Annotated in this window: 18 protein-coding genes; 10 read left to right on the top strand and 8 right to left on the bottom strand. The window is 68.7% G+C overall.

What is annotated here, in order from left to right; genetic code table 11:
• Nucleotides 1–49: 49 nt before the first annotated feature.
• From FHR20_RS13675 to FHR20_RS13640, 8 genes are all read right to left on the bottom strand, one after another.
• Complete coding sequence (locus FHR20_RS13675) at nucleotides 50–814, bottom strand: sigma-70 family RNA polymerase sigma factor (RefSeq protein WP_243857313.1); 765 nt, start codon at nucleotides 812–814, stop codon at nucleotides 50–52.
• A complete protein-coding gene (gene flhA, locus FHR20_RS13670) occupies nucleotides 811–2,892 on the bottom strand; it encodes a flagellar biosynthesis protein FlhA (protein WP_167300139.1) in 2,082 nt (693 codons plus the stop codon). The genes FHR20_RS13675 and flhA overlap by 4 nt, the downstream gene beginning before the upstream one ends.
• A gap of 6 nt (nucleotides 2,893–2,898) precedes the next feature.
• Complete coding sequence (locus FHR20_RS13665; protein WP_167300138.1) at nucleotides 2,899–3,783, bottom strand: lytic transglycosylase domain-containing protein; 885 nt, start codon at nucleotides 3,781–3,783, stop codon at nucleotides 2,899–2,901.
• A gap of 87 nt (nucleotides 3,784–3,870) precedes the next feature.
• Entirely contained in the window at nucleotides 3,871–4,182 is a 312-nt protein-coding gene (locus FHR20_RS13660) for a flagellar protein FlgN (protein ID WP_167300137.1), read from the bottom strand.
• Nucleotides 4,169–4,462: a flagellar biosynthesis anti-sigma factor FlgM gene (locus FHR20_RS13655; RefSeq protein WP_167300136.1), complete on the bottom strand. Its 294-nt coding sequence runs from the start codon at nucleotides 4,460–4,462 to the stop codon at nucleotides 4,169–4,171. Before FHR20_RS13655 ends, FHR20_RS13660 begins: the two co-directional genes overlap by 14 nt.
• A 69-nt stretch (nucleotides 4,463–4,531) precedes the next feature.
• A complete protein-coding gene (locus tag FHR20_RS13650; RefSeq protein WP_167300135.1) occupies nucleotides 4,532–5,074 on the bottom strand; it encodes a flagella basal body P-ring formation protein FlgA in 543 nt (180 codons plus the stop codon).
• A 44-nt stretch (nucleotides 5,075–5,118) separates the two neighbouring features.
• Complete coding sequence (locus FHR20_RS13645; RefSeq protein ID WP_286712301.1) at nucleotides 5,119–5,619, bottom strand: flagellar motor protein MotB; 501 nt, start codon at nucleotides 5,617–5,619, stop codon at nucleotides 5,119–5,121.
• Nucleotides 5,616–6,278, bottom strand: a complete 663-nt coding sequence (locus FHR20_RS13640; RefSeq protein WP_167300134.1) for a motility protein A — start codon at nucleotides 6,276–6,278, stop codon at nucleotides 5,616–5,618. Before FHR20_RS13640 ends, FHR20_RS13645 begins: the two co-directional genes overlap by 4 nt.
• Nucleotides 6,279–6,494: 216 nt before the next feature.
• Between FHR20_RS13640 and FHR20_RS13635 the strand changes: the two genes are divergently transcribed.
• The 10 genes from FHR20_RS13635 to flgK are packed head-to-tail and all read left to right on the top strand — an operon-like array spanning nucleotide 6,495 to nucleotide 14,399.
• On the top strand, nucleotides 6,495–6,848 hold the full coding sequence (locus FHR20_RS13635; protein WP_167300133.1) for a flagellar basal body rod protein FlgB: 354 nt from the start codon (nucleotides 6,495–6,497) through the stop codon (nucleotides 6,846–6,848).
• Between the two features lie 2 nt (nucleotides 6,849–6,850).
• The gene (gene flgC / locus FHR20_RS13630) at nucleotides 6,851–7,261 is read left to right on the top strand and encodes a flagellar basal body rod protein FlgC (RefSeq protein WP_086127697.1); all 411 of its coding nucleotides are present in this window, start codon (nucleotides 6,851–6,853) and stop codon (nucleotides 7,259–7,261) included.
• A gap of 2 nt (nucleotides 7,262–7,263) precedes the next feature.
• A complete protein-coding gene (locus FHR20_RS13625; protein ID WP_208413583.1) occupies nucleotides 7,264–7,971 on the top strand; it encodes a flagellar hook assembly protein FlgD in 708 nt (235 codons plus the stop codon).
• Nucleotides 7,972–7,998: 27 nt separating this feature from the next.
• The gene (locus tag FHR20_RS13620; RefSeq protein ID WP_086127699.1) at nucleotides 7,999–9,306 is read left to right on the top strand and encodes a flagellar hook protein FlgE; all 1,308 of its coding nucleotides are present in this window, start codon (nucleotides 7,999–8,001) and stop codon (nucleotides 9,304–9,306) included.
• Nucleotides 9,307–9,332: 26 nt separating this feature from the next.
• A complete protein-coding gene (gene flgF / locus FHR20_RS13615) occupies nucleotides 9,333–10,076 on the top strand; it encodes a flagellar basal-body rod protein FlgF (protein WP_167300132.1) in 744 nt (247 codons plus the stop codon).
• Between the two features lie 15 nt (nucleotides 10,077–10,091).
• Entirely contained in the window at nucleotides 10,092–10,880 is a 789-nt protein-coding gene (flgG, locus tag FHR20_RS13610; protein ID WP_167300131.1) for a flagellar basal-body rod protein FlgG, read from the top strand.
• Between the two features lie 9 nt (nucleotides 10,881–10,889).
• Nucleotides 10,890–11,585, top strand: coding sequence for a flagellar basal body L-ring protein FlgH (locus FHR20_RS13605; RefSeq protein WP_167300130.1), 696 nt, complete (start codon nucleotides 10,890–10,892; stop codon nucleotides 11,583–11,585).
• 17 nt (nucleotides 11,586–11,602) lie between these two features.
• Nucleotides 11,603–12,703, top strand: coding sequence for a flagellar basal body P-ring protein FlgI (locus tag FHR20_RS13600; protein ID WP_167300129.1), 1,101 nt, complete (start codon nucleotides 11,603–11,605; stop codon nucleotides 12,701–12,703).
• Nucleotides 12,700–13,059 carry a rod-binding protein gene (locus FHR20_RS13595; RefSeq protein ID WP_167300128.1) on the top strand — a complete coding sequence of 120 codons (360 nt, stop codon included), beginning with the start codon at nucleotides 12,700–12,702 and terminating at the stop codon, nucleotides 13,057–13,059. Before FHR20_RS13600 ends, FHR20_RS13595 begins: the two co-directional genes overlap by 4 nt.
• Nucleotides 13,056–14,399 carry a flagellar hook-associated protein FlgK gene (flgK, locus tag FHR20_RS13590; RefSeq protein WP_167300127.1) on the top strand — a complete coding sequence of 448 codons (1,344 nt, stop codon included), beginning with the start codon at nucleotides 13,056–13,058 and terminating at the stop codon, nucleotides 14,397–14,399. The genes FHR20_RS13595 and flgK overlap by 4 nt, the downstream gene beginning before the upstream one ends.
• The last annotated feature ends 5 nt before the right edge of the window (nucleotides 14,400–14,404 follow it).

Raw genomic sequence — 14,404 nt, 5'->3', positions numbered from 1 at the left:
GAGCCGCACGAGATCCCGGCTTCCGCCGGGGATCGCGGTTTCGGGCTGGCTAGCCGAGCCGGCGCGCCAGCCCCTTCTTCAGCCGCGCATGCGCCGATGCCTTGATCTGGCAGATGCGCGCGGCGCCCACGCCCAGGACCTGGCCGATCTCCTCGAGGTTCAGTTCCTCGACATAATAGAGCTGGATCACCTGCTGCTCGCGCTCCGGAAGCTCGGCGATCGCGGCGATCAGCGCCTCGCGCTGGTCGCTCTCCGCCAGCTGGTCGAAGGCGCTGGGCGCGTCGGACATGAACCAGGGGCTCTCGTCCGAATAGGTATCGTCGATCGAATCGAAGCGCACCGCCTCGGCATTGGCATAGTCGGCGCGCAGCTTCTCCGGTGTCACGCCCAGCCGGGCGGCGACCTGTTCGTCGTCGGGCGCGCGGCCCAGTTCGTTGGTCAGCACCGATATCGCTTCCTGATAGGCCTTGCGCCGGCGCATCGCCCCGCGCGTAGTGGTCGCCTGGCGGCGCAGCTCGTCGATCATCGCCCCGCGCAGCCGAGTGGCGAGATATTGCTCGAAGGTCACCTGCCCCCGGTCCTCGAACCCTGCCGCCGCTTCGATCAGCGCGACCAGCCCGACCTGGATCAGGTCCTCCACTTCGACGAGCGAGCTCATCGAGCCATGGATGTGCCAGGCGATGCGCCGGACCAGCGGCAAGTGCTTGCGCACCAGCGCCTCGGGATCGCGCCGCGGCGGGGTGGGCGTGTAGGTCAGGGGCGAAAGGGCCAGCGAAGCCATGGCGTCGAGTTTCCCCGGAGTGAAGGCGTTCATGCGGGCAGCGCCTCCGGCGCGCCGATCACCGCGACCACTTCGACGGCCTTGTCCTCGGGCACCTCGAAGAAGCTCATCACCGGCGTGTCGGGCAGGACCGTCCTGATCAGCTTGCGGATCGCGACCCGGATCGAGGGCTGGACGACGAGCGCGAAGGGCTTGGCCTCGGCGATCAGCGGCTGGGCGGCGCGTTGCAGCGCCTCGGCGATGCGGCGGCCCAGATCGGGCTCGATCGTATGACGCTTCGACGGATCCGAGCGGACCGCCTGGCCGAGCAGCGCCTCCAGCTGGCCTTCGAGCGTCATCACGCGCAACGGCTCACGCACGCCGCACAGGCGCTGGATGATGAGCGGGCCGAGCTCGGGACGGATCAGCTCCATCAGCTCCTCGGCATCCAGGGTCCGCTGGGCGGCGACCGCGATGGCGGCGGCGATGCGGCGGAACTCCTTGAGCGAAATGCTCTCGGCAAGCAGGCCGCGCAGCACCTGGGTAAGCGTGGTGAGCGGCACCGGCGCCGGGCAGAGCGCGGCGACGAGTTGCGCCGAGCGCTCCTTGAGCCCGTCGAGCAGCGCCTGGACCTCGTCCGGGCCGAGCAGGTCCGACGCGTTCTGGATCAGGCACTGGTTGAGATGGGTGGCGACCACCGTGCCCGGATCGACGACGAGATAGCCGAGGCCGGTGGCGGCATCGGAATCGCCCTGGGCGATCCACAGCGCGTCGAGCCCGAAGGTCGGATCCTTGACCGGCTTGCCGTCGAGGCGGCCCGAGGCCTGGCCGGTATCGATCGCCAGCACTTCGTCGGGCGAGACATTGTCCTCGGCGACGACGACGCCGCCGATGACGATGCGATAGGTGAAGGGCGCCAGGTTGATGTCGTCGCGCACCCGCACCTGGGGTACGACGAAGCCGAGCTCCTTGGACAGCTGGCGGCGCACGCCGGTGATGCGGCCCATCAGCGGCCCGCCGCGGCGCTCGTCGACCAGCGGCACCAGGCCATAGCCGATGTCGAGCATCACCTGCATGTTGTCGGTCACTTCGTCCCAGCCGATCCTGGAGAGATCGGCCGGCTCGGCCGGCGGCGCGGCGACGGGCTTCGGCCGGTTGGCGGCCCTGCGCAGGCGCCAGGCCGCGAAGCCGGCGGCGGCGGCGGCGGGCAGCATCAGGAAATGCGGCATGCCCGGGAAGACGCCGAGCAGGCCCAGGATGACGGCAACCGGCATCCAGGTCTTGTGGCTGGCGAACTGGGTGCCGATCTGGCCGGCCAGGTCGTGGCTCGAGGCGACGCGGGTGACGATCGCCGCGGCGGCGATCGAAAGCAGCAGCGCCGGCACCTGCGCCACCAGCGCGTCGCCGATCGCGAGCAGCACATAGGTGGAGGCCGCCTCGCCCACTGCCATATGATGGCTGGCGACGCCCAGGATCAGGCCGCCGATCACGTTGATCGCGAGGATCAGCAGGCCCGCGATGGCATCGCCCTTCACGAATTTGGACGAGCCGTCCATCGCGCCGTAGAAATCGGCTTCGGTCGACACTTCCTCGCGGCGCTTCTTGGCGTCGTCGGGCGTGATCAGGCCGGCATTGAGATCGGCGTCGATCGCCATCTGCTTGCCGGGCAGCGCATCGAGGGTGAAGCGCGCGCTGACTTCGGAGACGCGGCCGGCGCCCTTGGTAACCACGATCATGTTGATGATCACGATGACAGCGAACACCACCAGGCCGACGACATAGTCGCCGCCGATCATGAAGGTGCCGAACGCCTCGATCACATGGCCGGCGGCGCTCTCGCCCTCATGGCCGTGCACCAGCACGACGCGCGTCGAGGCGACGTTGAGGCCGAGGCGGAACAGCGTGGCGAACAGCAGCACGGTGGGGAAGGCGGAGAAGTCGAGCGGCTTCTGCGCGTTCAGCGCCACCATCAGCACCGCGAGGCTGATCATGATGTTGAGGATGAAGAAGGCGTCGAGCAGGAAGGCCGGGATCGGCACCACCATCAGCGCGACGAGCAGCAGGATCGCGCCGGGCAGCGCGAAGCTCTTCAGGGCAGGGCCGGTCCCTGCGGGAAGCGAGATTGCGGACATGGGGGGTTACGCTCCCAGATTCGCGAGCATGAGATAGGCGAGCCTGGCATTCTCCGGCGTCGGCCGGAGCGGATCGATGCGGCGGCCGAGCGGGTCGCCGGGCGAACCCTGCGAGACGTTGAGCTGGGCGAGCGTGTTCTGCACCCAGTGGCGATCGCTATCGACCGCGCCGTTGCCGAGCACGACTTCGTTGTCGCCGTCGCTCCAGGCACGGGCAGCGGCGTTGAAGCCGTCGTCCAGGCCGGCCGAGGCGAGCCCGGCGGCCCCGCCGGCGGCGGCGCCCTGGTCGAGCTTGCCGGCGAAGCGGCTGTAGATCTCCGAAAGCGTGCGCGGCTGGCCGTTCGACGCGTAGAACACGCTGCGATTGGCGCGCGCGGCGGCGGGGAACAGCGAGGCGCCGGTGCGGCCGGGGCTGTCGGCCATCGCGCTCAGGAACTTGCCGGCGCCGCCCAGGCCCAGGAAATGGGCCATATAGAGATCGGTGCCGGTGGCCGGCCGGCCCAGGCTGTCCTCGAGCGACGCCTTGTTGTCCGCGGCATGCTCGGCGGCCATCAGCGAGGCGGTCTGCGGATCGCTGCGCAGGCCCAGGATCGCGCTGCGTGCGGCGGGATCGCTGACGACATAGCGACCGGTGCCGGTCTGCCTGATGCTGTCGGCGGCCCAGCCCAGCCCATGCTCGGCGCCGTGCTGCTTCACCACGCCCAGCCAGCTCTGCTCGATGAACTGATAGAGGCCGGTGGCCGAGGACGTGCCGGCACGCGCATCGGCGCGCAGCCCGCTTTCCACCTGGGCCTGGCCGAGCAGATAGTTGAAGTCGATGCCGGTCTTGCGGCTCGCCGCGGCGATCGCCGTCTGGACGCTTGCCCTGGTGTTGACCGAAGTAACGCTCATCGATCCTGGAATCCGAATAGCCTAATCCGGGGCTATCCAGAGCAAGGAGCGTGCCAGTTACGGTTAACGGATGCAGAAAACGCCCGCTCAGCCGAGGGCGTAGCCGCCCGCCTTGTAGGCCGGCGCCTGCTGGCCGGAAAGGATTTGCAGGCGGCGGCGAACATTTGCCGCCATCAGGTTCACATAGATGCGGCAGGTCTCGTTGAGCTTGTGCGCCTCGGCGGCGAGCTCGCGGATCTCGGGGCCGGGGGCCTCGCCGTCATGCAGCGCGACCGTGTCGATCGCGGCGAGCTTGGTGCGGGTGGCCGCCTCCAGCGCGGCGACGTCGTTCGCCTTGAGCGCCGCGATCTCGGCGTGAAGGCATTCGATCACCTGGATGAGCGCGTCACGACGGTTCACGGGACTTCCAATCGAGCTTGAAGGCGAGCAGCCGGTCGGCGATCGTCGAGGGAGAAAGCGGGAATTTATTGTCGTGGATCGCCTTGCGGATGCGCGAGACCCGCTCGGCATCGACCGGCGGCCGCGCCGCCTGCTCCGCCGCGATCTCCGCAGCGGCGCTCCGCACCGCCGGCGCATCGCTCGCGACCGGGCGCACCGCCGCCACGCGGCTGGCAGGATCAACGGGCACGGTGCGACGGTCGGTGACCGCGCCTGCCTTCGTGCCGATTGAGTCCACCATTGCCTGCAATCCTCGCTGTGCCTGCAGCCCTTCAAACGGCCAGGGCAGGCGAAGCTTTACCGAAAAATTTCAGCTGCCCTCGGCGAAGCCGGGCAGGCGGGCGCGACCAGGCTCGATCGCGATCGCCTGGACCGGCGGCTGCCTGTCGTCCACCTTGATGCCGATCCGGCCGCCCGGAGGCGCGTCGTTCATCGCGATGCCCTGGCGCGAGATCGAGAAACCCTCGGCCCCCGCCTCGACCGTGACCGCATCGCCGCGCTTGATCACCGGCTCGGCCTTTACCGGAACCGCGGGGCGGACGAGGGTGGTGGCGGGCATCGGCGCGGGCGGCGCGGCCCGGGGCCTGGGCACGGCGGCGACGGGCACGAAGATCTTCCAGGCCGGCGCCATGCAGCGCACCACCACCGCGTCGCGATTCTCGCCGCGCCATTCGAGCTGGGGCGCGATGCAGGCCGCCAGCTTCAGCCGCCGGTCGATCGGCGCGATCGCCCCGCCCTGCTCGCCCATCGGCTTGCCGGCGAACTGGGCGACGATCGCATCGAGCGCCTGGGTCGATTGGAAGTCCTGCGCGCCGGCGGGGGCGGCAGTGACGAGTGCAATGGCGAGGAACATGGTCTTCTCCATGGAAAAAGGGGAGGCAATTGCCGGGTGGCGGATCATTGCCGGCCTCCCTCGAAGCCGAGGGCGAGGACGGCGCGGCGCTGGCCCCGGCCGGTGGAAATCGCGATGCGCGCGGGATCGACGGCACGCTGGGCGACGAGCAGCGCGGCGACCGCACGGGCGCGATCGGCGGCAAGGATCGGACCGCTGCCGGTCGCCGGATCGACGTCCGCCGCCGATCCGTCGACTTCGCCGGTGATCCGCAAGAGGGTGCGCGGGTCCCGCGCGGCGCCACGCGCCCATTCCAGCGCCGAGCCGGTATCGACGGGCGCGGCGGAGCCCGGCGCGAAGCCGGTGGCCGTGGCGATGTCGACCGGCATGGCGGCGGGCGCCGTCTCGCGTACACCGAAGCCGGCGCGGATACCCGCGGCGAGCTTGGCGGGATCGACCTGACTCGCCTGGAGGAAGACGAAGAAGCCGACCAGCAGCAGCGACAGATCGGCCAGGGTGACCAGCCAGGGCGCGCGCGCGGGTTCGTCCTCGTCGAACACGGTCACGCCGCGATCTCCTTTATCCGGCCGGTGCCCGGCTCGATCCCGGCCAGGGCGGCGAGCGCCGGCTGGAGGCGAAGCCGCTCCTGCGCCTCGTGCCGGGCGCGACGCTTCAGGCGGACGGCGACCGGCAGCAGCACGAGATTGGCGAGCAGCGCACCATAGAGCGTGGCGAGCAGGGCGACGGCCATGGCGCCTCCGATCGCCTGCGGATCCTTCATCGCGGCAAACATGCCGACCAGGCCGAGCAGCGTGCCGACCATCCCCATCGCCGGCGCCAGCTCCGCCGCGCCGGACCATATCTCCCACGCGCCCCGCTGGCGCTCGAAACGCGCGCAGCGGCGCTGCTCGAGCAGGGACTCGACGTCCCGCGGCCCTGCGCCGTCGACGATCGCGGCAACGGCCGCGGCGATGTCCGGATCCTCGATCTTCGAGCGATCGAGCGCGATCACGCCGTGGCGCCGCGCGATCCGGCCGAGCGCCGAGACCTGGGCCAGCAGGGGCTCCACATCGAAGCGGCGGCGCGGCAGCACGCCGAGCGCCGCGACGCCCCGGGCCAGGTCGCCCCAGGCATTGCGCAGCACGGTGCCGGCCAGCGTCCCCCCGCCGACAATGGCGAGCGCGAGCGGATCGAGGAAGGTCCCCAGGGCCGGAAGTACATTCATGTCCATGCCTGCGTGGGTGCAAGACACGGGCCAACTGCCCGGCGCGGCCTGGAACGCCTGCCGGGCCGCACGGAGCGGCAACCGCCTGCCGCCACACCGGCAAAACCTTGCCGCTGCCTGCCGCCCCCCAGGGGAAACCGGGTTTTTTCGTGCCCCAAGGCAAATTGGCACGACGGTTGCAGAGAACCCGGCGAACTTTTGTGCGGGAGACGTGCAATGCCCGATGACAAGCTTTTCGGCGTACACGGTGCGGCGCTTGCCGTGCGCTCGCAGCGCATGGGCATGCTGGCGTCGAACATCGCCAACGCCGCCACCCCCGGCTACAAGGCCCGGGACGTGGATTTCCGCGCCGCGCTGAACAGCGCCACCACGCCGGGCGGCTCGCTCGATGCCGCGATCGACGCCAACACGCTCTATCGCGTGCCGCTCCAGCCCTCGGCCGACGGCAACACCGTCGAGCTGACCACCGAGCAGACCGCCTTCGCCGAGAATGCCGTCGCGTATCAGACGACGCTGTCGTTCCTCAACGGCCGCATCAACCAGATCACGCGCGCGCTGAAGGGAGAATGAGCATGGGCGACCAGCCGCTTTCGATCTTCCAGGTATCCGGCCGCGCGATGAGCGCGCAGCTGGTGCGGATGAACACCACGGCGTCGAACCTGGCCAATGTCGGCACGGTCGCGTCGAGCGCCGACGCCGCCTATCGCACGATCAAGCCGGTGTTCCGCACCGCCTTCGACGAGGCGAGCGGCATGTCGACCGTCGATGTCGAGCAGGTCGTCACCGCGGGCTCCGACCCCACCAAGCGCTACGATCCCGGCAACCCGATGGCCGACAAGGACGGCAATGTCTGGGAAGCCGCCGTGGACGAGACCCGGGAGCTGGTCGACATGATGGAGACCGCCCGGAACTACCAGAACAACGTCGAAGTGATGCAGACTGCCAAGCAGCTCATCGTCGACACCCTCAAGCTGGGCCGCTGATCATGAGTGATTTCGACAACACCCTCGCCGGGCTGGGCATCTCCCGGTACAACAAGACCAGCACGACGAGCGGCACGACGCTCGACACGAAGGACACGTCGCGGCTCGGCAAGACCGACATGAACGTCTCCGACTTCCTGGCGCTGATGACCGCCCAGCTGAAGAACCAGGACCCGTTCCAGCCGGTCGACAACACCCAGATGGTCGCCCAGATGGCGCAGTTCTCGTCGCTCTCGGGCATCACCGAGATGAGCACGACGCTGAAGTCGATCGCCGGCAAGCTGGGCGCCACCTCGCTCAACGACGCCATCGGCTATGTCGGCAAGAACGTGCTGGTCCAGGGCTCGACCGCCTATCCGCGCACCTCCGGCGGTCTCGCCGGGGCCGTAGCGCTGGACAAGGACGCGACCAACGTCACGGTGACCATCAAGGACACCAACGGCAACACGCTCAAGACGATCGAGATGGGCAAGGAAGCCAAGGGCGCCGTCGCCTGGGACTGGGACGGCAAGACCGATACCGGCGAGGATGCCGGCAAGGGCCCGTTCAACGTCAGCGTCACCGCCACCGACGGCAAGGGCAGCGTCAAGGCCTATCCGCTGGTCTGGGCACCGGTCACCGCCGTCTCGATGGGATCCGACGGCAAGCCCGTCCTCACTCTTCCGGGCATCGGCAACGTGTCCACCGACGCCGTCTGGCAGGTCGGCTGAATCCTCTTTTCCACGGAGTAACGGAAAATGTCCTTCTTCACTTCGCTCTCGGGCCTGCAGGCAGCGCAGACCGACATGTCGACGATCTCGCACAATCTCGCGAACGTGCAGACCAACGGCTTCAAGAAGAGCTCCACGCAGTTCGCCGACGTCATCGCGTCGACCGCCAACATGAACCCGACCCAGATGGTCGGCTCGGGCGTGGTCGTGAAGGCGGTGCGCCAGCAATTCGGCCAGGGTGGCTTCACCCAGTCGTCGTCTTCGCTCGACGTGGCGATCTCGGGCGATGGCTTCTTCATCGTCAAGGGCGACGAGAAGAGCGGCAATGGCGTGGCCTATACCCGCAACGGCAGCTTCCAGGTCGATGCCGACCGCTATGTGGTCGACGCGCAGGGCAACAAGCTGCAGGTCTATCCGGTCGACGGCTCGGGCGCGGTGGTCGCGACCGGCCTGTCCTCGACGGTGAGCCTGCGCCTGCCCCAGACCAGCGGCACGCCCCAGGCGACCGAGAACGTCAAGCTCGGCCTCAACCTCAATGCCGGCTCGGCGATCCCCTCGACGAACCCCAAGTTCGAGAGCGCCGGCTACAAGTTCGACCGTTTCGACCCGACCACCTACAACCAGTCGGTGCAGACGACGGTCTATGACGCGAACGGCAACGCGCTGACGCTGACCAACTATTTCGTCCGCGAGACCAAGCCGACCGACAGCGACGCGACCAGCACCTGGAAAGTCTATTCCTTCGTCGGCGACCAGCAGCTCAATGCCGGCGACGACCCCGCCACGATGAAGCAGTTCGAGCTGAAGTTCGACAGCACCGGCAAGCTTTCCGAGCCGACCACGCCGATCACGTTCATGGGCTTCCTGGCGCCGGGCGCGACTTCGGAACAGGTGCTCAAGCTCGACCTGACCCAGGGCACCACCCAGGTGAGCTCGCCGTTCAGCCTCAACTCGACCAAGCAGGACGGCTCGCCCGTCGGCCAGATCGAAGGCGTGACGATCGCCGACGACGGCACGGTGACCGCGAGCTTCTCGAACGGCGACACCCAGGCGCTGGGCAAGGTCGTGCTGGCCAGCTTCACCAACAATGCGGGCCTGCGCCAGCTGGGCAACTCGACCTGGGCCGCCACCGGCTTCTCGGGCGATGCGCGCCTGGGCGAGCCGGGCACCAACGGGTTCGGCGGCCTGATGTCGGGCGCGATCGAGCGCTCGAACGTCGACATCACCGAGGAACTGGTCAATCTGATCGCGGCACAGCGCAACTTCCAGGCGAATGCCAAGGCGCTCGATACCGCCAGCCAGATGTCCCAGACCATCTTCAACATCCGCAGCTGATCCGATCGGCTGAGGAGGAGTAAGCAATGGACCGGCTTGTCTATACCGCGATGTCCGGGCTCAGGAGCCAGATGCAGTCGCAGGCGACGATCGCGAACAACATCGCGAACGCCTCGACCATCGGCTTCCGCGCCGAGCGCGTCAGCTTCGACCGGCTGGTCCTGCAGGGCACCGGAATGGACTCGCGCCAGCTCGCCGCGGAGGAAGTCAACGACTTCGACCGCTCGAAGGGCACGATGGTCCAGACCGGCAACCCGCTCGACGTCGCGGTGAACGGCGAGGCCTGGATCGCGGTCCAGGCCACCGATGGCACCGAAGCCTATACGAGGCGCGGCGATCTCCGGATCGCGCCCTCGGGCGTGCTGGAAACCGGCGACGGTTTCCCGGTGATGGGGTCGGGGGGCCCCATCACCGTGCCGCCCGCCGACAAGATCAGCATCGCCGAGGACGGCACGATCTCGATCGTGCCGCGCGGCGGCGACCCGACCCAGCCCCAGGAAGTCGGCAAGATCAAGCTGGCGAGCACCGGCGGCAGCCAGACCGCCAAGGGGCTGGACAATCTTCTCCATGTGAAGGGCGGCGGCGTGCTGCCCGAGGACATGGATGCCAAGGTGACCTCCGGTTCGCTCGAGCAATCGAACGTGAACCTGACGCAGGCGCTGGTCGACATGATCGAGAACCAGCGCGCCTACGAAGTGCAGGCGGGCCTGCTCAAGGAAGCCAAGAACATGGACGAGAGCACCGCATCGCTGATGCGGATGCCGTCCTGATTGAGGAGTTAGAACATGGGATCGGCAGCACTGCATATCGCGCGCACGGGCCTCGACGCCCAGGATACGCGCATGCGGGTCATCTCGAACAACCTGGCGAACGTGAACACCACCGCGTTCAAGAAGGACCGCGCCAGCTTCGAGACGCTCGCCTATCAGGTCGTCACCGCGCCCGGCGCCGCCTCGACCGCGGAGACCAAATACGCGACCGGCCTGAACCTGGGCACCGGCGTGCGCATCCAGGGCACGCAGCGGCTCGAGACGCAGGGCTCGCTCCAGACCACCGGCAACGGCCTCGACATGGCGATCGACGGCAATGGCTATTTCCAGATCCAGCTGCCCGGCGGCGGCCTGGGCTATACCCGCGCGGGCAATTTCTCCCGATCGGCCGAGGGCCAGCTGGTCACTGCCGAGGGCTATCAGGTGATGCCCGGCGTCACCATTCCCGAAGGCGCGATCTCGGTCACCGTCGGCAGCGACGGCACTGTCTCGGCGCAGATGCCGAACCAGACCGACCTCACCCAGATCGGCCAGATCCAGGTGGCGAGCTTCCCCAATCCGGCGGGGCTCCAGGCGGTCGGCGACAATTATCTGATCGAGACGCCGGCGAGCGGCACGGTCGCGCTCGGCAATGCCGGCATCGACGGCCGCGGCACGATCCGCCAGGGCATGCTCGAGGGCTCGAACGTCAATGTCGTCGAGGAGCTGGTCGACATGATCGAGACCCAGCGCGCCTATGAGGTGAATTCGAAGATGATCTCGGCGACCGACGAGATGCTCAAATATGTCAACCAGAACATCTGAGGGCGGATCATGAAGCATCTCCACGCCCTCGCCACCGCCACGCTTCTCGCCGCCGGGCTCGCCTTCGCCGCGACGCCGGCCCAGGCGCAGTTCCTGGGCATCGGCAAGAAGAAGCAGACGGAGGACTTCTCCGCGACGCTTCCCGCGCCGGTCACCGCCCAGCCGCCCGCCAATGGCGGCATCTTCCAGGCAGGCGACGGCTATGCCGCGCTCTACGAGGGCATGCGCGCGCGGCGCGTGGGCGATCCGCTGACCATCCTGCTGGTCGAGAAGACCGCCGCGTCCAAGTCGGCGGGCAGCAAGCTCGACAGCGGCGGCGGCTTCGGCCTGACGCCGCCCACCACCGGCGCGCTCTCGCTGTTCAAGGAAAGCGACGCCAGCGTGAGCGGCAAGCGCAATTTCAACGGCACCGGCACGGCCGACCAGGCCAATGCGCTTTCGGGCGAGATCAGCGTCACCGTCGCCGCCGTCTATCCCAACGGCACGATGCTGGTGCAGGGCCAGAAGCGCGTGACGCTCAACCGGGGCGACGAGTTCGTCCAGATCAAGGGGCTGGTGCGCACCGCCGATATCGACGCGAACAACCGCGTGCTGTCGACTCGCGTCGCCGATGCCCGCATCGCCTATACCGGCAAGGGCGACGTCGCCCGCGCCAGCCGCCAGGGCTGGCTGAGCCGGTTCTTCTCCGTGATCAGTCCCTTCTAAGAGCCGGAGCCAGTCAGATGATCCGCCGCTTCATCGCCCTCGCCGCCCTCGCGCTTGCCGCCGCCGCTCCCGCGGCCCATGCCCAGCGCGTGAAGGATCTGGGCGGGTTCCAGGGCATCCGTACCAACCAGCTCACAGGCTATGGCATCGTCGTCGGCCTGCCGGGCACGGGCGACGACAATCTGGAATATACCGTCCAGTCGATGAAGGGCGTCGCCTCGCGCTTCGGGCTGCAGCTGCCCCAGGGCGTGGCGCCGGGCCTGAAGAACGCCGCGGTGGTGATGATCACCGCCGAGCTGCCTCCCTTCGCCAAACCGGGCCAGAAGCTCGACATCACCGTATCGTCGATGGGCAAGGCCAAGTCGCTGCGCGGCGGCACGCTGATCCTCACGCCGCTCCAGGGCGCCGACGGCCAGATCTATGCGATGGCGCAGGGCAACCTCGCGGTCGGCGGCCTGGGCGCCGAAGGTGCCGACGGCTCGAAGATCGTCGTCAACACGCCGTCGTCGGGCCGCATCCCGGAAGGGGCCACGGTCGAGCGCGCCGTCGATACCGGCTTCGACAGGTCGCCCTTCCTGACCTTCAACCTCGCCCGTGCCGACTTCACCACGGCGCAGCGCGTGCAGGACGCGATCAACCTGCGCTTCGGCACCGGCCGCGCCCGCGCCATCGACGGCGTCTCGATCGCCATCCAGGCCCCCGAGGGCCGCGACGTGCGCGCCGAGCTGATGAGCGAAGTCGAGAACCTCACCGTCGAGGCGGCGGAAGCGCCTGCCAAGGTGATCGTCAACGCGCGCACCGGCACGGTGGTTATCAACTCGGCGGTCCGCGTCAGCCCGGCGGCGGTAACGCATGGTAAACTGACCGTTCGTATTGATGAGAACCAGCGCGTCAGCCAGCCCGCACCGTTCAGCAAGGGCGAGACCCGCACCGAGCAGCACAGCACGTTGGGCGTGGAAGAGGAGAAGCGACCGATGTTCCTGATGGCACCGGGCCCCAAGCTTTCGGACGTCGTCAAGGCGGTGAACGCGATCGGCGCGTCGCCGGCGGACCTCGTGGCCATTCTCGAGGCGCTCAAGGAAGCCGGCGCCCTCAAGGCGGAGCTGATCGTCCTGTGAGCAAGCTGCTCGGCCCCATCGGCAGCCCGTCGGGCGGCGTGTCGACCGACACGTCGCGCCTGGCGTCGAAAGAGAATCTCGAAGCCGCGGGCCAGCGCTTCGAGGCGGTCTTCACCGGCATGATGCTGAAATCGATGCGCCAGGCCAAGCTGGGCGACGGGCTGTTCGACAGCAAGGGCGAGGACCAGTTCCGCGACATGCAGGACCAGCAGCTCGCCCAGAGCATGGCCGTGCACGCGCCGATCGGCATCGGCAAGGCGATGACCGCCTTCCTGGCCAGGAGCATGAAGACCGAGACAGCGGCGGAACCCGGCGCCGCATCGGCAGCCGCGCAAGGAGGAGGCACCGTCAAATGACCGACCTGCTTTCGATCGGCGCCAGTGGCGCCCGCGCCTATCAGTCGGCGCTCGCCACCACGTCGGACAATATCGCCAATGCCGCGACCGCGGGCTATTCGCGCCGCGTCGCCACGGTCCGCGAAGTCGTCGCGACCGGCGGCAACACCAGCGCGATCAATTCGGGCCTGGGCGCCAATGTCGGCGGCGTCACCCGTGCGGCCGATGCCTTCAAGGCGACCGAAGTGCGCAGCGCGAGCTCCGACCTTGCCCGCACGCTCGCCGGCGCCACCTGGCTGGGGCGGATCGACAGCAGCCTGACCCAGAACAAGCTGGGCGACCAGCTGACCGCCTTCTTCACGTCGGCCAAGGCCGTGGCGGCGGACCCGACCGCGCTGCCCGCGCGCGCGACGATGCTGGAGAATGCCGCCGGCGTCGCCGCCGCCTTCGGCGCGACCGGCAAGGCGCTCGACGGCGCGATGACCGATCTCAAGGCCTCGGCGGAAACCGCGGTCACGCAGCTCAACAACCTTTCGGCCAGCCTCGCCAAGGTCAATGCCGGCCTGGCCCGCGCCAATGAAGGCACCGCCGGCCAGGCGGCGCTGCTCGACCAGCGCGACCAGATGCTCGAGCAGATGAGCGCGCTGACCGACGTGACGGTAAGCTTCGACAATTACGGCCGGGCCACGGTGCATGCCGGCGGCAATACCGGCCCGCTGCTGGTCGAGGGCGCGCAGGCGGCCCAGGTCTCGCAGGTCAGCAACGACGAGGGCGCCTTCTCCTTCGCCGTCCGGCAGAGCAGCGGCCAGGTCCAGCCGATGTCGCCGAGCGGCGGCGCGCTCGCCGGCATCGCCGAGAGCGGCGGACGCATCGCGGCGGCCCGCGACCAGATCAGCCAGATGGCCAGGGACTTCGCCGAGGGCGTCAATGCCGTCCAGGCGGCGGGCAGCGACCTGCAGGGCAATGCCGGCCAGCCGATCTTCACGGTGGGCGATCCCGCCTATCAGCTCGGCACGGTCATGACCGATCCGCGCGGGATCGCCGCCGCGGCGGCGGGCGCGGGCCAGCGCGACAATTCGAACCTCGCCGGTTTCGAAACGCTGCGCACCAGCGGCAAGTTCGAGCAGGGCGTGACCGACCTCACCGCGGCCAATGGCGCGGCGCTTTCGGGCCGCAACAGCGTGGCCGACGCGCAGAGCGCGATCCGCGACGCCGCCGTTTCGGCGCGCGATTCGGTGAGCGGCGTGAATATCGACGAGGAGGCGGTCGACCTGATGCGCTTCCAGCAGGCCTATCAGGCGTCGACCCGCGTGATCCAGATCGCGCGCGAGACGCTGCAATCCATCCTCGATATCAGGTAGACGAT

Origin of the sequence: Sphingomonas leidyi (assembly GCF_011761945.1) — a bacterium.
Lineage (GTDB): Bacteria > Pseudomonadota > Alphaproteobacteria > Sphingomonadales > Sphingomonadaceae > Sphingomonas > Sphingomonas leidyi.
This window is presented reverse-complemented; position numbering and strand designations above follow the sequence as displayed.